At 67.6% G+C, this 18,883-nt stretch carries 18 protein-coding genes; 9 read left to right on the forward strand and 9 right to left on the reverse strand.

The features are described from left to right. The first annotated feature begins 113 nt into the window (after nt 1-113). On the forward strand, nt 114-710 hold the full coding sequence (locus AC1DY7_RS24200; RefSeq protein ID WP_477496273.1) for a hypothetical protein: 597 nt from the start codon (nt 114-116) through the stop codon (nt 708-710). On the opposite strand, the gene AC1DY7_RS24205 is transcribed toward AC1DY7_RS24200, so the two are convergent. Both AC1DY7_RS24205 and AC1DY7_RS24210 read right to left on the reverse strand, forming a co-directional pair. Next, entirely contained in the window at nt 703-1,059 is a 357-nt protein-coding gene (locus AC1DY7_RS24205; protein WP_477496274.1) for a VOC family protein, read from the reverse strand. The two genes, AC1DY7_RS24200 and AC1DY7_RS24205, sit on opposite strands and share 8 nt — an antisense overlap. Continuing rightward, the gene (locus AC1DY7_RS24210; protein ID WP_477496275.1) at nt 1,050-2,456 is read right to left on the reverse strand and encodes an acyl-CoA synthetase; all 1,407 of its coding nucleotides are present in this window, start codon (nt 2,454-2,456) and stop codon (nt 1,050-1,052) included. The genes AC1DY7_RS24205 and AC1DY7_RS24210 overlap by 10 nt, the downstream gene beginning before the upstream one ends. A gap of 74 nt (nt 2,457-2,530) precedes the next feature. On the opposite strand from AC1DY7_RS24210, the gene AC1DY7_RS24215 reads away from it, so the two are divergent. Then, nucleotides 2,531-3,031: an NUDIX domain-containing protein gene (locus AC1DY7_RS24215; RefSeq protein WP_477496403.1), complete on the forward strand. Its 501-nt coding sequence runs from the start codon at nt 2,531-2,533 to the stop codon at nt 3,029-3,031. A gap of 31 nt (nt 3,032-3,062) precedes the next feature. Here AC1DY7_RS24215 and AC1DY7_RS24220 read toward each other — a convergent pair whose 3' ends face one another. The 3 genes from AC1DY7_RS24220 to AC1DY7_RS24230 all read right to left on the reverse strand — a co-directional run bounded on the left by AC1DY7_RS24220 (nt 3,063) and on the right by AC1DY7_RS24230 (nt 5,473). Then, entirely contained in the window at nt 3,063-3,716 is a 654-nt protein-coding gene (locus AC1DY7_RS24220) for a class I SAM-dependent methyltransferase (RefSeq protein ID WP_477496276.1), read from the reverse strand. A 79-nt stretch (nt 3,717-3,795) separates the two neighbouring features. Continuing rightward, entirely contained in the window at nt 3,796-4,821 is a 1,026-nt protein-coding gene (locus AC1DY7_RS24225; protein ID WP_477496277.1) for an alpha/beta fold hydrolase, read from the reverse strand. Between the two features lie 19 nt (nt 4,822-4,840). Next, the gene (locus AC1DY7_RS24230; RefSeq protein WP_477496278.1) at nt 4,841-5,473 is read right to left on the reverse strand and encodes a hypothetical protein; all 633 of its coding nucleotides are present in this window, start codon (nt 5,471-5,473) and stop codon (nt 4,841-4,843) included. 196 nt (nt 5,474-5,669) lie between these two features. Between AC1DY7_RS24230 and AC1DY7_RS24235 the strand changes: the two genes are divergently transcribed. Further along, the gene (locus tag AC1DY7_RS24235; protein ID WP_477496279.1) at nt 5,670-6,164 is read left to right on the forward strand and encodes an Rv2253 family sensor-like surface protein; all 495 of its coding nucleotides are present in this window, start codon (nt 5,670-5,672) and stop codon (nt 6,162-6,164) included. On the opposite strand, the gene AC1DY7_RS24240 is transcribed toward AC1DY7_RS24235, so the two are convergent. Then, nucleotides 6,161-9,592, reverse strand: coding sequence for a proline dehydrogenase family protein (locus tag AC1DY7_RS24240; RefSeq protein WP_477496280.1), 3,432 nt, complete (start codon nt 9,590-9,592; stop codon nt 6,161-6,163). The genes AC1DY7_RS24235 and AC1DY7_RS24240 overlap by 4 nt on opposite strands. 69 nt (nt 9,593-9,661) lie before the next feature. Between AC1DY7_RS24240 and AC1DY7_RS24245 the strand changes: the two genes are divergently transcribed. The 4 genes from AC1DY7_RS24245 to AC1DY7_RS24260 all read left to right on the forward strand — a co-directional run bounded on the left by AC1DY7_RS24245 (nt 9,662) and on the right by AC1DY7_RS24260 (nt 13,960). Further along, nucleotides 9,662-10,588 carry a LysR family transcriptional regulator gene (locus tag AC1DY7_RS24245; RefSeq protein WP_477496281.1) on the forward strand — a complete coding sequence of 309 codons (927 nt, stop codon included), beginning with the start codon at nt 9,662-9,664 and terminating at the stop codon, nt 10,586-10,588. A gap of 78 nt (nt 10,589-10,666) precedes the next feature. Then, nucleotides 10,667-12,154 carry a carotenoid oxygenase family protein gene (locus tag AC1DY7_RS24250; protein ID WP_477496282.1) on the forward strand — a complete coding sequence of 496 codons (1,488 nt, stop codon included), beginning with the start codon at nt 10,667-10,669 and terminating at the stop codon, nt 12,152-12,154. A 16-nt stretch (nt 12,155-12,170) separates the two neighbouring features. Continuing rightward, entirely contained in the window at nt 12,171-13,337 is a 1,167-nt protein-coding gene (locus AC1DY7_RS24255) for a sensor histidine kinase (protein ID WP_477496283.1), read from the forward strand. Further along, nucleotides 13,334-13,960: a response regulator gene (locus tag AC1DY7_RS24260; protein ID WP_477496284.1), complete on the forward strand. Its 627-nt coding sequence runs from the start codon at nt 13,334-13,336 to the stop codon at nt 13,958-13,960. Before AC1DY7_RS24255 ends, AC1DY7_RS24260 begins: the two co-directional genes overlap by 4 nt. Here AC1DY7_RS24260 and dapC read toward each other — a convergent pair. Next, complete coding sequence (gene dapC / locus AC1DY7_RS24265) at nt 13,949-15,052, reverse strand: succinyldiaminopimelate transaminase (protein WP_477496285.1); 1,104 nt, start codon at nt 15,050-15,052, stop codon at nt 13,949-13,951. The two genes, AC1DY7_RS24260 and dapC, sit on opposite strands and share 12 nt — an antisense overlap. Nucleotides 15,053-15,054: 2 nt before the next feature. Next, entirely contained in the window at nt 15,055-15,375 is a 321-nt protein-coding gene (gene fdxA / locus AC1DY7_RS24270) for a ferredoxin (RefSeq protein ID WP_477496286.1), read from the reverse strand. A gap of 247 nt (nt 15,376-15,622) precedes the next feature. Here fdxA and AC1DY7_RS24275 point away from each other — a divergent pair, with 247 nt between their 5' ends. Beyond that, nucleotides 15,623-16,168 carry a PadR family transcriptional regulator gene (locus AC1DY7_RS24275; RefSeq protein WP_477496287.1) on the forward strand — a complete coding sequence of 182 codons (546 nt, stop codon included), beginning with the start codon at nt 15,623-15,625 and terminating at the stop codon, nt 16,166-16,168. A gap of 14 nt (nt 16,169-16,182) precedes the next feature. Continuing rightward, complete coding sequence (locus tag AC1DY7_RS24280) at nt 16,183-18,201, forward strand: FAD-dependent oxidoreductase (protein WP_477496288.1); 2,019 nt, start codon at nt 16,183-16,185, stop codon at nt 18,199-18,201. A gap of 94 nt (nt 18,202-18,295) precedes the next feature. Here the strand turns inward: AC1DY7_RS24280 and AC1DY7_RS24285 are convergent, their stop codons facing one another. Next, a complete protein-coding gene (locus AC1DY7_RS24285) occupies nt 18,296-18,844 on the reverse strand; it encodes a YceI family protein (protein WP_477496289.1) in 549 nt (182 codons plus the stop codon). Between the last annotated feature and the right edge of the window lie 39 nt (nt 18,845-18,883).

The raw sequence follows: 18,883 nt of genomic DNA on the forward strand, positions 1-18,883 counted from the left end.
ATGGTGGCAGCACAGGCTGGGAGCCACGTGTGGACGGTCCACCCATCGACCGATAGAAATCGGGCGCCGGAATTGTCAGAATGACCGGCAGCCGGCAGAAAAGGGGTGCAGTGGTGATCGTCCTCACGGATACCGTACAGACCTGGGGCCATTCGGCCACCGTTCACTATTCGCACGCCGCACGGTCCGTCGTGGCGCAATCGGCGCTCGCGCTGCACATGGAATTCAACTCGAACATCGGCCCGAACCCGATCTTCCGGAGCTACGGCCTCATCCGGACCGCACTGGCCAATGGCACCACGATCACGGTGAACGGACCATCTCTGGTCACGACAGGTCTGACGGAATTGCATGTCGAACTCATCACCGACAACGGCGCCTCCGTGGCGGTGATCAATCAGTTCGACACGACGGGCGCATTCACCGGCGCGCCGGAAGTAGCCATCAGCGTGCGTCGGGTTTCGTTTCACCGGCCAGTGAACGGCACAACCGCCTACGCGCACACCACGAAAGTCTTTGCCGGTGGCCGCGACATCAGCGAGCAGGAAGCCATCGACACCGCAACGGCGAACCTGCGTAGCCTCAGTCTCGATCCGGCCACTCTGACCATGAAGGTGACGACCGACGCCGAAAGCGCTTCCCGTTTACAGCGATTGGATGTCGAAACCAACGAGCTGGTCGACGAGCCGGCCGAAGGGCGACTCAGCTAGCAGGTTCGGCCGCCAAGATGCAGAACTCGTTACCTTCCGGGTCGGCGAGCACCACCCAACTCTGGTCGCCCTGACCGATGTCGACATGTCGGGCACCGAGCCCGAGGACGCGCTGAACCTCGGCGTCCTGGTCCTCCGGCGTGAAATCGAGGTGCAGCCGGTTCTTCAGCGACTTGTCTTCCGGCACACCCAGGAACAGCCAGTCCGGGCCGGCACCGGGCGGCGCCTTCAGTACGACATCGCCATCGTCGTCGACATGGTGACTCCAGCCCAACACCGTCGACCACCAAATCCCCTGGGCCATCGGGCTGCGGGCGTCGATGCACAGAGCAGAGAATCTCAGTCCCACGTCATCAGCTCCTTCTTCAGGACTTTACCCATGGCGTTGCGTGGCAGCGCGTCAACCAGCCGCACCTCGCGCGGCCTCTTGTGCACCGAAAGTTGCTGTGCGACAAAGTCGACAACCTGTTCCGGCGCAACGGTTCCGACCACGAATGCGACGATGCGCTGACCCAGATCGTCATCGGGCACACCGACCACCGCCACTTCGTCCACTCCGGGATACCCGAGCAGCACCGTTTCAATCTCGCCGGCGCCCACCCGGAAGCCACCCGTCTTGATCAGGTCGACCGATTCGCGTCCGACGATGCGGTGCATCCCACCGTCGTCGATGACGGCGACGTCGCCGGTGCGGTACCAGCCATCCGCGTCGAACGCCTCGGCGGTCGCCTCGGGGCGATTGAGGTAGCCGCTGAACACGGTGGGGCTCTTGATCTGCAGACGACCGATGGTTTCGCCGTCGTGCGGCACCGGTGCTCCGTCGTCGTCGACGAGGCGGGTCTGCACGCCGGGCAGCGGCAAACCCACCCAGCCGGGGCGGCGTTCCCCGTCGACCACCGTGCTGATGGTGATCAGGGATTCGGTGCTGCCGTACCGTTCGATGGGCGCGTGCCCCGTGAGCCGGACCAAGGCGTCGAACACCGGTACCGGAAGCGGCGCGCTCCCCGACACCAGCAGGCGGGCGGATGCCAAGGCCCGGGCGGATGCCTCGTCGGCGACCACCCGTGACCAGACGGTGGGCACCCCGAAGTACAGCGATCCGGCCGCTTCGGCGTACGCCTCGGGAGTCGGTTTTCCGGTGTGCACGAACCGATTTCCGATACGCAACGAACCGAGCAGGCCGAGCACCAGGCCGTGCACATGGAACAACGGCAACCCGTGCACCAGCGTGTCCGCGGACGTCCACTGCCAGGCGGCGGCAAGGGCATCGATATCGGCGGCGACGGCGCGACGGCTGACCACAACCCCCTTGGGCAGGCCGGTGGTGCCGGAGGTGTAGATGATCATCGCCGGTGAGTCGGGTGACGGTTCGGCGTAGCGGTGCCAGGACCGGGCATGCATCCGTACCGGAATATGCGGCAGCCCTTCGGTTTCGGCGGGCAGTTCACCCAGCCAGGCCTGCGCGCCGGAATCGTTGAGGATGTGCGCCCGTTCGGCGGCACCGACATCGGCGGGCACCGGCACGAATGGCACGCCGGCGATCAGGCAGCCGGTGATGGCCAGCACCGTGCTGGCTGACGGGGTCGCCAGAATCGCGACGCGGCGCGCGACCGACACCCGTTCGGCGGCCGAGGTGCCCGCCCCCACCAGGTCACTGCGGCTCAAGGTCATACCGTCGATGCGCACGGCGTCGGCGAGATCATGTCCGGCGGCCACGGCTGCGGGGTCCAACGAAGTCAACAACACGCTGGTGACGCTACTCTGGGCGGGTGGACCCGATCGAAAGACTGGCCAGTCGTGAGGTGTACCGCAACAACTGGATGGTGGTCCGGGAGGACGATATCCGCCGCCCCGACGGCTCACTCGGGATCTACGGGGTCGTCGTCAAACCGTCGTATGCGCTGGTGATAGCGCAGGACGGCGACCGGTACCGCATGGTGGAGCAGTATCGCTACCCAATCGGCCTGCGGCGCTGGGAATTTGTCCAGGGCACCGCGCCGGACAGCATCGGCGGCGACGAACCCGAGCCCACCGTCCTGGCCGAGCAGGAACTGCGCGAGGAGACCGGGCTGCGCGCCGAGGCGTGGCAGATCCTGGGCCGCCTCGATGTCGCCCCGGGGATGAGCAGCCAGCGGGGCTGGGCCTTTCTGGCCACCGGCATCACCGAAGGCGAGCACGAACGCGAACACGAAGAGCAGGACATGCACAGCGAGTGGTTCACCGGTGCGCGGATCGACCAGATGATCCGCGACGGCACCATCACCGACGCGCAGACCCTGGCGGCGTGGATGCTGCTTCGTCTGCACCGGGAGAACGGGTAGCCGAAGGCGCCGACGGTTTACGGTGCCTGGCTTATCGGGTGGCCCGTCCGACGGCCAGAGGGTAGACGATGGTAGGCATCCCGCTCCACACCGCGTCCTTGGCTTCGACGGCAAATCCGCCGGCGCGCATCAACTCCAGCGTCGGGCGGTTGCAGACGCATCCACCGGCGAAGGCACACCAGAACCTCGCGAAGATGTTCTGGTACCACGCCAGTGGCGCCCAGCTTGCCCGGATGTGTTCGATGAACAAGAGCTGACCTCCTGGCCGTAGCACCCGTGCGATTTCGCGAAGGGCCCGTTCGGGTTCCGCCACGGTGCACAGCACCAGCGTCGCCACGACGGTGTCGACGGATGCGTTGGCGAACGGTAGGCGCTCGGCAGCAGCGCCGGAGATCACCGCCTCGCGACCACGCCGGTCGAGACGCCGGACGAGCTTGCGGCGCATCCCGGGATCGGGTTCGGTGAACACCAACTCGTCGAGGCCGTCGGGATAGTGCGCGATGTTCAGCCCGGTTCCGGCGCCGATCTCGACGACGCGGCCGTGCGCCTGGGCCAGCAGCTTGCGGCGGCGTCGCCGCATGCCGACGATTTCGCCGGTCCAGAGGAACGGGTCGTACAGGACGGCCATGATGCGCAGCCACAACGAATGTGACGGGCGCGAGTCAACCTGGGTGAGCTCGGTCATGCCGCGAAACTACGAGCAGACGGCAGGGGTCCGCATCGCTCGATCCGGCCATCTTCGGGCAGTGGCCCGAACCGGCCAGCTACAGCAGACCGAGCCGGGACGCCTCGGCGACTGCCGCGGTGCGCGACGGGCTGCCGAGCTTGCGGCGGATGTTCGCGACGTGGCGGTGCACGGTGTGGGCGCTGAGCCGCAACTGTTCGGCGATCYCGCGATCGCTCAGACCGCGGGACACGCAGCGCAGGACCTCGCGCTCGCGATCGGAGAGCAGGACCGACGCGTCCGGTACAGCCTCGGGCTGCTGCGGCGCCAGTGCGTTTCGACAGGCGCGGACCACCGCATCGATGTCGCCATGCCATGGAAAGTGCGAACTGCCTTGCAGCGGAACGAATGCCGCGCCGGGGATCGCGGCCGCAACTTCACGCCCGCACTCATACGGCACGGCACGGTCATCGCGGCGATGCACGACCGTCGTCGGGACCCGGACCAGCGGAAGGCGGGCGCGCACGTCCAGGCTGTAGACCAGGCGCAGCAAGGCCGCGGCGGTGTCCGCGGTGGCCGACTCGCGCTGCACCTGGGCGAAACGTTCATGCTCTGCCGCGTCGGCGCCGCCGAGAAAGATATCGCTGAGCACGCGCGACCCCAGGCCCCAGTGCGCGCCGACCGCGGTGACGATGGCGTCGGCGACACCGGGCGGGGTCAGCGCACCGCCATCGGGGTAGGAGCCGTAGAGCACCAGGCGATCCACACGTTCGGGATATGCCGCGGAGAACGCGATGGCGGTGCAGCTGCCCGAGGAGCCACCGACCAGTGACACGCGGTCGAGCTGGAGTTCGTCGAGCAGCGCCCGCAGCACCGCGACCTCGCCGTCGAGGGTCAGATCGGCGTCATCCACGGTCCGATCGGACATGCCCGCGCCGAGCCGGTCATAGCGGATCAGCGTGGCGTCCGCGGCGACGCCGTCCCAGAATCGCCGCACACCGGGGTTCTGCCAGTCGAGTTCGAGGTGGCTGACCCACCACGCGGGGGCGACCAGGGGCGGCCCCTCGCCGCGCAGCTCGTACGCCACACGCCGCGAGCCCAGCGGCAGGAAGCGGATCGCAGACATCGTGCTGAGCGTACGACGGCTACCGGGAACCCGCGTGCCGCTTGGCTTTGGCCATGAAGCGGATGACCAGCGCGCCGAGCACGATGATCAGGAACGGCCCGTAGTACTCGGTATACGTCACGCCGCGGCGCCAGTAGGCGAGGAAGAACGCGAACCAGATCACGTAACTTCCGGTCACGTGCAGCCGGTGCCAAGTCTCGTAGCGCATCCGGCCGGCCACGCGGTCGAATGACGTGACGGTCATCGCGATGATGAAGCCGTACGCGATGAAGTCGACGACGTACACGCCGTGCGGAGTGTGTTCGACGCCGGTATCGAATCGCGGCTTGTTGAGCAGGATCGTGGCGACGATGAAAAAGGCATGAACCACATGGGATCCGGCGAAGGCGACGCCGAGGTAGCGCCTGTTACGGCGGATCCATCGGGTGGTGGTCGTGGGCCACAGCTGATAGAGCGACGACGCGGTGAACGCCAGCAGGAACAGGATCGCCGAGGTGCGCGCGGTGATGCGGATCCCGAGGTTGGCACCGTTCGCGCCGCCGACTGCCACGGCCGCGATGGTGGAGATGATGGCGACGGCGGCGATGAGGATTCCTGTCAGCTTCCAACCGGAGAGGGCGGTGGACACCTGCCGGGGCGCAGTGGTGGTCATGGCTCCATTCGAGCAGCGGAAGATCATCTCGTCCAACGAACGTTTCTCATCACTTTCATCTCTTACTTAGATGATCCGGATACTGCCGCGTCACGATGCGATCACTAATTGACGCTGCCTGCTGTGGGGTCGCCGAGTTGTCGGTACCCGCCCCTAGCGTGGGGTTCGTCGGAGCTTGAGAGAAATTGGAAGAGAGATGTTTGTCCGTCGCGTCTGCGTCGCGGTACCGCTCGCCCTCGTCGCCTGTCTGGGTTTCACGCCGCCGGCGGCTGCCGCCGGTCAACCGCTCAATGGCCGTTACCAGGTGATGAGCTACGCCTCGCAGAAGAACGGCACCAGCATCGCGGCACGCCAGGCCGAACCGGACTTCGGTGCGGTCTATACCTTTTCGACGGCGTGCGGGAGTAGCTGCGTGGCCACGGTCATCGACGGGCCCGCCCCGTCGAATCCGACCATCCCGCAACCCCAGCGGTATACCTGGGACGGCGCCAAGTGGTCGTTCAGCTACGACTGGCAGTGGGAATGTTTCCGCGGTGAGGAGTATCCGCGGGTGTACAGCCCGGCAACCTCCTGGGTCACCTACGCGCCACAACCCGACGGTTCCTTGCGCGGCAGCTGGTACACCGACATCCTCAGCGACGCCTGCCGCGGCAATGTACTGATGCCGGTGGCCGCGTTCCCGGCTCCCTAACGCCGAAGCAGGCCCTCGGCCAGCGGAGTCGGTGAGCCGAACCGGTGGGCGGTCACCGCGACCGACTGCTCCCGCAGGAACGTCAGCAGCTCAACCCGCCCGGCCTCGACAACAGGCTGGGCGTACAGCGCGATGTCCACCCTGCCGTCGCTGACATGGGCGAACCCCTCCCGACTACCACCGAGCAGGCGAACCCGGGCAGGAGCGTTGTCGCGCAAGACTTCTTGCCAGGCCACCGCATCGTGCACCAGGCACGTCACGTCTGAGGAGTGAAGCGCCTCGACGATCGCGGGGTCCAGTGGCTCCGGGCTGGAGACCGTCACCTCCGCGCCGGCCAGTATGCCTGCCCCGGCTATCCGCAACAGGGACGCGGTGTCGGCACGTTCCGCGCGCACGGTGACAGGCACCGGTAGATACCGGAACATGTTCTTCTCCGCCATCAAGCCGGACACGTCCCGAGCGATCCCGAACTCCTGCGCCCAGGCCAGCGCATCCGACGCGAAAGATCGATCCAGGAAGGCAATCTCCTCGCCGGCCAGATCGAAATGCTGTGCAGCATCGAGTAATCGGCGGACCTCGGCGGCAATCGGGCCGCCTGCGGTCGCGGGTGAGGACCGCCAGTCACTGAGCCCGACCAGGTAGTTCGGACCGCCCGCCTTGCCACCGGCCCCGACCGCCGATTTCTTCCACCCGCCGAACGGTTGGCGCCGCACGATCGCCCCGACCGTCGACCGGTTCACGTAAGCGTTGCCGGCCTCGACACGGTCGACCCAGCGTTCGATTTCGGCGCGGTCCAGGCTGTGCAGTCCTGCCGTCAGCCCGTAGTCGACCTGGTTCTGCATCTCGATTGCCTCGTCCAGGTCGTCGGCCGCCATGAGCCCAAGCACCGGGCCGAAGTACTCGGTGAGGTGGAACTCCGAGCCGCGCCGGACGCCGGCCCTAACCCCGGGAGACCACAACCGGCCGGTGTCGTCCAGCGGGCGGGGCGCCACCAGCCACTGCTCCCCCGGCGCCAACTGCGTCAGTGCGCGCAAGAGCTTTCCGGCCGCGGGCTCGACGATCGGACCCATTTGCACGGTCGGGTCCGTCGGGTAGCCGACCTTCAACGAGGTGACGGCGTCCACGAGCTGGTCACGGAACCGCGCGGACCGGGCGACGGAACCGACCAGGATGCCCACCGAGGCGGCCGAACACTTCTGGCCGGCGTGCCCGAAAGCCGAGGACACCAAGTCCTTCACCGCCAGGTCGATGTCGGCGTGCGGGGTGATGACGATGGCGTTCTTCCCGCTGGTCTCCGCCAGTAGCGGCAGGTCGGGCCGGAAGCTGCGGAACAGCGCGGCGGTCTCGAACGCGCCGGTGAGGATCAGTCGGCCGACACGTTCATCGGAGACGAGCTGGGTACCGAGGTCACGCTCGTCGACGTGCACCAGTTGCAGGACATCGCGCGGCACGCCGGCATCCCAGAGTGCCTGCACCATCACCGATCCGCACCGGCGAGCCTGGGTCGCGGGCTTGATGATGACCGGGTTGCCCGCGGCCAGCGCCGCCACGACTGACCCGGCCGGAATGGCGACCGGAAAATTCCACGGCGGGGTGACCACCGTCAGACCGGCCGGGACGGCGACGGCGCCGTCGACGGTGTCGAGGTTCTCGGCCAGCGTCGCGTAGTAGTTCGCGAAGTCGATGGCCTCGGAAACCTCGGGGTCACCCTGGTCGAGGGTCTTTCCGCATTCGGCGGCCATCACCTCGAGCAGAACGGCGCGGGCGGACGCCAGTGTTCCGGCGGCACGCCTGAGGACGGCGGCACGCTCGGCGCCGGAGAGCGCCGACCACGTGGCGCCCGCCGCGACGCCGCAGGCGATCACGGCATCCAGTGATGCTGAGTTGTGGACGGTGTGTTCGGTGACCAGTGCGCGGCCGGCCTCCGACTCCGCCACGCTGTCGGTGATTGCATTGCCCCACCGGCGATTCCCGGGCAGCGACGGATCGGTGTCGGCCACATTGGCGAACGACCCGGCAGGGCACACCGCATCTGCTGGGTCGTCGGACCGTCGGTCCTGCCGGCGGTTCGGCGGGGACACAGTGTCGTCGAGGTCCACCACCGACGCGAGGAACCGGTCCCGTTCCCGCTCGAACAACGCACTGTCGCTGTGTAATTCGAAGACGGCGGACATGAAGTTCTGCTGACTTGCGCCCTCTTCCAGGCGCCGGACGAGGTAAGCGATCGCCACGTCGAAGTCCTTCGGGTGCACCACCGGCACATACAGCAGCAGGCCGCCCACCGTGCGCCGGACCACCTCGGCCTGCGCCTCTGCCATGCCCAGGAGCATCTCGAACTCGACGCGGTCCCGGACGCCGCGATGCCCTGCGAGCGTCCATGCGTAGGCGATGTCGAACAGATTGTGACCGGCGACGCCGAGTCGCACATTCGCCGTATGCTCCGGCCGCAGGGCGTAGTTCAGCACCCGCTTGTAATTGGTGTCGGTGTCCTGCTTGGTCGGCCATGTGGCCAACGGCCAGTCGTGCAGGGATGCCTCCACCTGTTCCATCGGAAGGTTGGCGCCCTTGACCAGACGGACTTTGATCCCGGCACCGCCGCGTTCACGACGAGTCCGGGCCCAATCCTGAAGGCGCATCATCGCATTCAGCGCGTCCGGCAGATAAGCCTGCAGCACTATCCCGGCTTCGAGGCCGAGCAGTTCGGGCCGGTCGAGCAGCCGGGTGAACACCGCGATGGTCAAGTCCAGGTCGCGGTACTCCTCCATGTCGAGGTTGATGAACTTCTTGGCCGGCGAGGACGCCGCAAAACTGAACAGCGGCAACAGATTCTGCTCGATGTCGTCGACCGCCTCGTCGAACGCCCATGGCGAATGCGGCGGGACCGTTGCCGACACCTTGATCGACACGTAGTCGACGTCGGGGCGGGCGAGAAGCTGCTCGGTACCCGCGAGCCGCCGCGCCGCTTCGCGCCGCCCCATGACAGCCTCGCCGAGCAGGTTGATGTTCAACCCGACGCCGCGGGCACGGATGCGGGCAATCGCACGGCCCAGCCGCGCGTCGCTCGCGTCGACAAGCAGGTGCCCGACCATCTTGCGCAGCGCTCGCTGCGCAATCGGAATGACGATGCCCGGCGCGACCACCGACACCAGCGCGCCCAGTTTCACCAGTAGGCGCAGGTGCCACGGCAGGAAGCCGGGGGCGTTTCGCGCGAGATCCCGCAGGTTCGCCGCCGCGACCACGTTGTCCTCGGGCCGGATCACGCCATCGACGAATCCGACGGTGAAATCCAACCCTCGCGGGTCGCGCAACACGTCGGCCAGCCGTCGCGCTGCGGGTGCGACCGGTTGGGCCGCGGCCTCGTCCAGCCAGGTCCGGACCAGGGCCACCACATCCGTCAGGAGATTCTTCTCGCTGCTCACCTGCGTCATCTACCCATGATGGGCGCTGCCGACGATTAAAATAAAGTGATGATTTCCGATGTGAAACTTTAAGTAAATATGAAACATCAACGGCCGGATCTCCTGGACACCCGTCGACTGCGCCTGCTCTACGAACTGAGCCTGCGTGGGACGTTGTCCGACGTCGCCGAGCCCCTGCACCAGAGCCCGTCGTCGGTATCGCAGGCGCTCAACCAGCTGGAGCGCGAAGTCGGTGTGCCCCTCCTGGAGAAGGTCGGCAGGCGCCTGCGACTCACCCCTGCCGCCGAGGTGCTCGTCGAGCACACCGCCGCCATCCTGGCGCGGCTCGAGCTGGCCGCCTCCGATGTCGCCGTCCAGAGCGATCAGGTCTCGGGCACCGTCCGCCTGGCCGTCTTCCAATCCGCCGCGTCCGCCTTCATGCCGCAGATGCTGACCGAGCTGGCGAACCGCCATCCCCGCCTGCGGGTCACGATGTCGCAACGCGAACCCGAACAGGCCCTCTACGAGACGTGGATGCGCGAGTTCGATCTGGTGATCGCCGAGGAGTATCCGGGGCATGCCGCCCGCGCGTATCCGGACCTGCACCGTGAGCCGCTGACCACCGATCTGCTTCGGCTGGCGGTGCCGCCGACCGGCGATCCGTGGCGGCAGATCACATCGGTCAGGGATACCGCCGGCCTTCCGTGGACGATGGAACCGGTCGGCACCGCGTCCCGGCATTGGGCCGAACAACTGTGTCGGCAAGCCGGATTCGAACCCGACGTCAGGTTCGAGACCGATGACCTCGAAGCCCAGATAGCGCTCATCGAGAACGGGAACGCGGTGGCGATCCTGCCGGATCTCATGCGCGTGCGTCGCCGGCCGGATGTGCGGATCGTGGACGTGGATTCACGACGTCGTTCGGTGTTCACCGCGACCAGAGCCGCGATCAGCAACACCCCGGCAATCGTGGCCTGCCGCACGGCATTGGCCTCTGTGGTGCCCGAGCACCTCGACGTGAGCTGAGGGTCCATCGTTCGGTGGACCCTGGGATCCATCGGCCGGACGTCGCGCCCGCTGCGGCCGCAGGCGCACGATCAGTCCATGAGCAACTCGACGCTGACCGCGGGACCTGCTGCGCACAACCCTTACCTGGAAGGTGGTTACGCCCCCGTCGACCGAGAGATCACCGCGATCGACCTCGACGTCACCGGCCGCATCCCCGACCATCTCGACGGCCGCTATCTGCGCAACGGCCCGAACGCGCTGGGCAGCGCCGACCCCGCGCACTATCACCTGTTCCTCGGGCCCGGCATGGTGCACGGGCTGCGGCTACGGGACGGCCGCGCACAGTGGTACCGCAACCGATGGGTGCGCTCAGCCGATGTGTCGCGCCGGCTCGGCGAGACCTGGCCCGGCGGCGCGCGCGGTGGATTCGACTTCGGCGCCAACACCAACGTCATCGGCCACGCCGGACGCACCTTGGCGTTGGCCGAAACCGGGGTACGGCCCTACGAACTGACCGACGAACTGGACACCGTCGGTGGTTCCGATTTCTGCGGCACCCTGTTCACCGGCTACACCGCCCACCCCAAACGTGACCCCGCGACCGGAGAACTGCACGCTGTCTCCTACAACCCGATGCGCGGAAACCTGGTGCAGTACACCGTGACCGGTGCCGACGACGGGGTGCGCCGCACGGTGGACATCCCGCTGCGCGCGCAGACCATGATGCATGACTTCTCACTCACCGAGAAGTACGTCATCCTCTACGATCTTCCCGTCGTGCTCGACCTCTCCACCGCCATCGGCAATCGGCCTGCGGCCGCCGCGGCCAGGTGGCTGAGCAGATTCGTCGCCCGTCATCGCGCCCCGGACTTCGTTCTGCGCGCCGCGATGCGCGGCACCGAGCGGGGCGGCGCCCCCAGCGTCGGCAGCTTTCCGTACCGGTGGGCGCCCGAGCGCCGCGCGCAGATCGGGGTGTTGCCGCGAGACGGCAAACCCGAGGACATCCGCTGGTTCGAGGTCTCCTCGTGCTACGTCTTCCATCCGCTCAACGCCTACGACGAAGCCGACGGCGCCGGGGATCGGATCGTGCTCGACGTCGTCCGCCACGAATCGGTGTTCGCCGCCGAAGCCGAATTCACCGATGCGCGGACGTTGGACCGGTGGACCGTCGATCTGGCCGGCGGTTTGGTGCGCGAGGAACGTCTCGACGACACCGCTCAGGAATTCCCGCGCGTCGACGAACGACTGGTGGGCCGGCGGCACCGCTACGGCTATGCCGTCGGCTATGCGCCAGGGACGCCGGGAATCACCACGCCGCAGACGATCCTGCGGCACGATCTGTGCGCCCGGACCACCCGAGCGGTGGATTTCGGTCCCGGTCGCGAACCCGGCGAGTTCGTCTTCGTCCCGTCGGGCCCCGATGCCGCCGAGGACGACGGCGTGGTGATGGGTTTCGTCTACGACCACGCCGCAGACCGCAGCGACCTGGTGCTGCTGGATGCGCAAACCCTCGACACCGTCGCCACGGTGCACGTCCCGGTGCGGGTGCCGCACGGATTTCACGGCAATTGGGTGGACAGCTGAGGGATAGCATCACGCCATGACCCGGCCCGACACCTCCCGCGGAAGCGAGTGGCATTGGTTGTGGGAGGCCTACGTCGTCGGCGTCCTCGGCGCGGCGATGATCGCGGTGACGCTGCTACAGAACCGCTTCGGCGGTCACGTCCTACCGGCGGTGGCGGCCCTCGCGGCGATCGCCGCCGGGGTCCTGCTGGTGGGTAGCCGACTCCTGCGTCGCGAGGCGAGCACGTGGCAGCTGGGCGCGTTCATCGCCGTCACAGTGGCCCTGTGGGTGCTCGCCCTACTGGCTTCCCCGGTGGCGGTGGTGGCCGTCCCGGTGCTGTACCCCCTGATCTTCGCCGGGCTACCCCTGCGGCCGGCACTGGTGGTGACCACGGCGGTCAGCCTGATTCCGTTGACCCTGACGCTGCTCGTGGACGCCCGCTCGGCGAATCTGACGCTGGCCGTGGCCATCACCCTCATCGGCGTGGTGACCGCGCCGATCATCGGTACCGTGATCGTCACCTCGATGACCCAGCGCAGGACGCTGGCGCTACTGGTGTCCGAACTGGCCGCCAGCCGGGCCGAGACCGACCGGCTGTCCCGGCAGGCCGGTGCGGCCGCCGAACGCGAACGGATGTCGCGGGAGATCCACGACACCCTGGCCCAGGGTTTCACCAGCATCGTCGCGCTGGCCCAGGCGGTGGAAGCCGAGCTGAGCACCGATCCTGTTGCCGCAGAACGGCATATCGCCTTGATCGAAACCACCGCGCGCGACAACCTAGCCGAGGCGCGCACGATCGTCGCCGACCTGACCCCAGCCGCACTCGGCGACGACACGCTGGCGGCCGCGATCCAGCGGCAATGCCAGCGCCTGGTGACCGAATCCGGCCTTCCGGTCCGCGTCGACATCGAGACCGACCTGCCCGCCCTGGGCACCGCGGGTGACGTCGTCCTGCTGCGCGCCACGCAGGAGGCGCTGTCGAACATCCGCAAACATGCGCACGCCACCGCCGCTGCGGTTACCCTGGGCCGCCACGGCGATGCCGTGCGGTTATCCCTGTCGGACAACGGAATCGGACTGCCCGACGGACACACCGAGGGTTTCGGACTGCGCGGGATGCGATCCCGGGTCACTCAGGTGGGCGGGCAGATGACAGTGTTCTCCGAGGCCGGCGTGCGCATCGAGATCGAGGTGCCCGCATGAGGACGATCACCGTGCTGTTGGTGGACGATCATCCCGTGGTCCGCGAGGGATTGCGCGGCATGATCGACGCCGAGGACGATCTCGACGTGGTCGGGGAGGCCGCTTCGGGAGCCGAGGCCGTGGTGCTGGCCGAATCCCTGTGTCCGGACGTCATTCTGATGGATCTGCGGATGCCAGGAGGCGACGGCGTCACCGCGACCGGACAGATACTCGCGGCGCAGCCGTCCACCCGGATCGTCGTCGTCACGACCTATGAGTCCGACGCCGACATCCTGCGTGCCGTGGAAGCGGGCGCGGCCGGCTACCTGTTGAAGGACTCCTCCCGCGGGCAGCTGGCCGCCGCGGTGCGTGACGCCGCCGCCGGCAAGACGGTGCTGGCGCCATCCGTCGCCGGCCGACTGATCGGCTTGATGCGGGAGCCGGCCCCCGCCGTCCTGACTGCCCGCGAGATCGAGGTGCTGACGTTGGTGGCCCGCGGCACGACGAACGCGGATATCGGACGGGCGCTGCATATCGGCGAGGCCACCGTGAAAACCCATCTGCTGCGGGCGTTCACCAAGCTCGGCGTGTCCGACCGCACCGCGGCCGTCACGACGGCGATGTCGCTGGGGCTACTGCCCTAACCGGGCCGCTGCCGCGTCTATGCGTTCATCCGTGGCGGTCAGTGCGATCCGGACATGCTGCGCGCCGGCGGGACCGTAGAACTCGCCGGGCGCGGTCAGGATGCCGAGTTCGGCCAGCCAGGCCACGGTGGCGCGGCACGGCTCCCCGCGGGTGGCCCATAGGTACAGGCCGGCCTCGGAGTGGTCGATGGTGAAACCCGCCTTGCGGACGGCGGCCGAGAGCACCTCGCGGCGACGGGCGTAGCGGTCGCGCTGGTCGGCCTCGTGCGCGTCGTCGTCCAACGCGGCGACCATGGCCGCCTGCACCGGGGTCGGGACGATCATCCCGGCATGCTTGCGGACCTCGAGCAGCTCGGCCACCAGCGCGGGATCACCGGCGACGAACCCGGCGCGGTAGCCCGCCAGCGAGGACGTCTTCGACAGTGAATGCACCGCCAGCAGACCGGTGTGGTCGCCGTCGGACACCGACGGATGCAGCACCGACAGCGGTTCGGCATCCCAGGCCAGGCCGAGGTAGCACTCGTCGGAGACGACGATCGCGCCGCGTTCGCGCGCCCAGGTGACCACCTTGCGCAGATGATCCACCCCGAGCACCCGTCCGGTGGGGTTGCTCGGCGAGTTCAGGTACACCAGAGCGGGCTTCAGCGGTCCCAGCTGCGTCAGCGAATCTGCCGCCAGCACCTGCGCGCCGGCCAGGCGGGCACCGACATCGTAGGTGGGATAGGCCAGCTCGGGGATGACCACCGTGTCGGCGGGACCGAGCCCGAGCAGCGTCGGCAGCCAGGCGATCAGCTCTTTGGTGCCGATCACGGGCAGCACGGCGGACTCGTCGAGGCCGGTGATGCCGTATCGGCGCAGCAGCGCCTCGCGTGCGGAGGCGCGCAGCGCCGCGGTGCCGGCGGTGGCCGGGTATCCGGGTGACGCGCTGGCCGCGGCGAGCGCGTCACGGATCACCGGTGCGACGTCGTCGACGGGGGTGCCGACCGAGAGGTCGACGATGCCGTCAGGGTGCGCGCGAGCGGTCGCCGCGACATCAGCGAGGGTGTCCCAGGGGAAAACCGGCAGCGCAGCGGACTTGGGCGAACGGACCAAGCTCACTCGCCCTTGGGCTCGAGGTCCTTGATGGCTTGCGGGTCGTTGTCGGTCTGGCCGACCTTCGACGCGCCGCCGGGCGAGCCCAGTTCGGAGAAGAAGTCCGCGTTGCTCTGCGTGTAGCTACTCCACTGATCCGGGACGTCGTCCTCGTAGTAGATCGCCTCGACCGGGCAGACCGGCTCGCAGGCGCCACAGTCGACGCACTCATCCGGGTGGATGTACAGCATGCGTGCGCCCTCGTAGATGCAGTCGACAGGGCATTCTTCGATGCATGCCTTGTCTTTGATATCAACGCAGGGTTCGGCAATGGTGTACGTCACTGATGTCTCTCCTGTCGTCCAGTGGGCTGCTGGTCGGGTTTTTGTCTGTTGGGACTCTTCGAGTCTGCGGCAAGTATGCGATGCCGCCACCTGCTCGCGCCTCTAAGTGTGTCCTAACTTGCCGCCGCTTCGCGGTGGTTACTGATACTAGCCGTTGCAGATACACACGACTAGACACCGCGAGGCCGGAGTGTCACGTCAGTGCAACTTGTTGCATAGGACCAGCGGTACCGCATACGCTGCGGACATGGCCCTGCAGCACGCGATCCTGGTGGCACTGGGCGAACAGGCCGGTTCCGGCTACGAGTTGGCCCGCCGCTTCGACCGCTCCATCGGCTATTTCTGGGCGGCCTCCCATCAGCAGATCTACCGCACGCTGCGGGACATGGAGGCCCAACGCTGGGTGTCCGTGCAGGTGGTCGAGCAGCACAGCAGGCCCGACAAGAAGGTCTATTCGGTGTCGCCCGGCGGTCGTGCGGAACTCAAGCGCTGGATCGCCGAACCGCTGGCGGGGCGGGGCGGCACGGTGGCCGACCACCGGACCCGCGACCTGGCGGTCAAGATCCGCGCTGCGGCGTTCGGCGATATCGAGGCCGTCCGCTCACAGGCCGCCGAACTACGGGCCGAACGCGCCACGCTGCTCGACACCTACCGCGGCTACCAGAAACGTCAGTTCCCCGACCCCGCCGTCCTCACCGGGACAGCCCTGCACCAATACCTGGTGTTGCGCGGCGGGATGCGCGCCGAAGAGGGCGCGATCGAATGGCTGTCTGAAGTTCTAGAGGCCCTGTGAGTTCTGGAGGTTCTGTGAACTACCCAAACCTGTTGTCGCCGTTGGATCTCGGCTTCACCACCCTGCGCAACCGGGTGGTGATGGGGTCGATGCACACCGGCCTGGAGGATCGGGCCCGAGACACCGATAAGCTCGCCGCGTACTTCGCCGAGCGCGCCCGCGGCGGCGTCGGGCTGATCATCACCGGCGGCTACGCACCCAACCGCACCGGATGGCTGTTGCCCTTCGCCGCGGAAATGCTTTCGACCGCCGACGCGCGCAGGCACCGCACCATCACCCGGGCCGTGCACGACGAGGGCGGCAAGATCGCGCTGCAGCTGCTGCACGCGGGACGCTATGCCTACCATCCACTTTCGGTCAGCGCGTCGTCGATCAAGGCTCCCATCAATCCGTTCCGCCCCCGCGCGCTGCGCGATGTGGCCGGCACGGTCTCCGATTTCGTGCGGGCGGCACTGCTCGCCCGCGACGCCGGGTACGACGGCGTCGAGATCATGGGCAGCGAAGGGTATCTGCTCAATCAGTTCCTCGCCCCGCGCACCAACAAGCGAAAGGATGCCTGGGGTGGCACCCCGGAGAAGCGGCGGCGCTTCCCCGTCGAGATCGTGCGGCGGGTGCGTGAGGCGGTCGGGCCCGACTTCATCATCGTGTACCGGATCTCGCTTGCCGACTTCGTCGAGGACGGCCAGACCTGGGACGAAATCATCGCGCTGGCAACCGAAATCGAGGCGGCCGGGGCGACGATCCTGAACACCGGCATCGGCTGGCATGAGGCACGGGTACCGACCATCGTCACGTCCGTGCCCAGCGGCGCCTTCGTGGGGACCAGCAGTGCGCTCGCCGAGCATGTGCAGATTCCGGTGGTGGCGTCCAACCGGATCAACATGCCGCAGGCAGCCGAACAGATCCTCGCCGACACGCACGTGCAACTGATCTCCATGGCCCGTCCCCTACTGTCCGATCCGGATTGGGTACGCAAGGCCGCCGAGGACTCCGCCGACCAGATCAACACCTGCATCGCCTGCAATCAGGCGTGCCTGGACCACGCATTCGTGCACAAGACGGTGTCCTGTCTGTTGAATCCGCGAGCGGGGCACGAGACCGTTCTGGTTCTCGGCCCGACGCGGCAGGCCCGGTCGGTGGCGGTGGTGGGCGCGGGCCCCGCCGGACTGTCCGCGGCGGTGAGTGCCGCCCAGCGCGGTCACCGAGTGACGCTATTCGAGGCTTCGTCGTCGATCGGTGGCCAATTCGATTTGGCGCGAAGGGTTCCCGGCAAGGAAGAATTCAACGAGACGTTGCGCTACTACACCCGGATGCTCGAGGTCCACGACGTATCGGTGCGGCTCGAGACCCGGGCGGACGTCGATTCACTGGCCGACTTCGACGAGGTAGTGCTGGCCACCGGCGTGACTCCCCGGCTACCCGACATCCCGGGCATCGATCACCCGATGGTGCTGTCCTACGCCGACGCGCTCCGCGGGGCGCCCGTCGGGTCGTCGGTGGCCGTGATCGGCGCGGGCGGAATCGGTTTCGACGTCAGCGAATTCCTGGTCACCGAACAATCGCCGACGCTGAACGTCAAGGAATGGAAGGCCGAGTGGGGTGCCCTGGATCCACAGGACGCTCCGTCGGTGCGCGGTTCCCTGACGGCGCCGATCGTGTTGCCCGCCGCCCGCGAGGTGTTCCTGCTGCAACGTACCGCCGGCGCCCAGGGCCGGGGTCTGGGTAAGACGTCGGGATGGGTGCACCGCGCCGCCCTGAAAGCCAAAGGGGTGCAGCAACTCTCTGGGGTCAACTACGAGCGCATCGATGACGCGGGGCTGCACATCAGCTTCGGGAAGAACCATTCCGGCGCTCGCGTCCTGGCCGTCGACAACGTCGTCGTGTGCGCCGGCCAGGAGTCGGTCCGCGACCTGGAGGATCAGTTGCGTGCCCGTGGCCTGACACCGCACGTCATCGGCGGCGCGGCCGTCGCCGCCGAGTTGGACGCCAAGCGGGCGATCCGGCAGGGCACCGAGCTCGCCGCGCGGCTGTAGCCCTTCCCCCCCTGCGCCAGCGTGCGCGTTTGCACGCCGACGCGCCGCCGTCGATGGCATTTCGTGCACGTTCGACGGCGGCGGCCGAGACGGATCAGGCCTGGCGCAGCGCCTCGATCTCCAGCGTGATCGTCACCTTGTCCCCCACGACCGCTCCACCGGTCTCCAGAGGCGCATCGAAGCTGATGCCGAAGTCCTTGCGGTTCAACACGACCGATGCTTCGAAGCCAGCCACCGCGCCGTGCCCCATGCCCGGGTTCACGCCGTTGAACTCCAGCTTCAGCGAAACCGGCTTGGTGACACCCTTGAGGGTGAAGTCCCCGTCGAGCACGTAGTCGTTGCCATCGGCACGCACCGCCGTCGAGGCGAAGGAAGCCGTCGGGAACTGCTCGGTGTCGAAGAAGTCGGCGGCCTTGAGGTGCGCATCGCGCTGCTCGTTGCGGGTGTTGACGGAGTTGACGTCGATGGTCGCGGTCACCGACGGGGTGCCGTCCTCGGCGACGACGATCGCGCCGGTGAAGTTGTCGAAGGTGCCGCGAACCTTGCTCACCACCAGGTGACGCACGGAGAAGTTGACCGAGGAATGCACAGGGTCCAGGGCCCAGGTGCCGGCGGTCAGGTCGGTGGCTACAGCTGCGGTCATGAGGTCTCCTACATTTTCGGTGCCGGCCGTCCCGGCACC

The sequence above is a fragment of the Mycobacterium sp. P2_H7 genome (assembly GCF_056403275.1).

Coding starts and splice junctions, on each gene's coding strand:
- AC1DY7_RS24260 (WP_477496284.1), top strand. CDS start 13,334: ATGAGGACGATCACCGTGCTGTTGGTGGACGATCATCCCGTGGTCCGC.
- AC1DY7_RS24285 (WP_477496289.1), bottom strand. CDS start 18,844: ATGACCGCAGCTGTAGCCACCGACCTGACCGCCGGCACCTGGGCCCTG.
- AC1DY7_RS24215 (WP_477496403.1), top strand. CDS start 2,531: ATGGTGGTCCGGGAGGACGATATCCGCCGCCCCGACGGCTCACTCGGG.
- AC1DY7_RS24230 (WP_477496278.1), bottom strand. CDS start 5,473: ATGACCACCACTGCGCCCCGGCAGGTGTCCACCGCCCTCTCCGGTTGG.
- AC1DY7_RS24255 (WP_477496283.1), top strand. CDS start 12,171: ATGACCCGGCCCGACACCTCCCGCGGAAGCGAGTGGCATTGGTTGTGG.
- AC1DY7_RS24240 (WP_477496280.1), bottom strand. CDS start 9,592: ATGACGCAGGTGAGCAGCGAGAAGAATCTCCTGACGGATGTGGTGGCC.
- AC1DY7_RS24245 (WP_477496281.1), top strand. CDS start 9,662: ATGAAACATCAACGGCCGGATCTCCTGGACACCCGTCGACTGCGCCTG.
- AC1DY7_RS24220 (WP_477496276.1), bottom strand. CDS start 3,716: ATGACCGAGCTCACCCAGGTTGACTCGCGCCCGTCACATTCGTTGTGG.
- AC1DY7_RS24250 (WP_477496282.1), top strand. CDS start 10,667: ATGAGCAACTCGACGCTGACCGCGGGACCTGCTGCGCACAACCCTTAC.
- AC1DY7_RS24235 (WP_477496279.1), top strand. CDS start 5,670: ATGTTTGTCCGTCGCGTCTGCGTCGCGGTACCGCTCGCCCTCGTCGCC.
- AC1DY7_RS24275 (WP_477496287.1), top strand. CDS start 15,623: ATGGCCCTGCAGCACGCGATCCTGGTGGCACTGGGCGAACAGGCCGGT.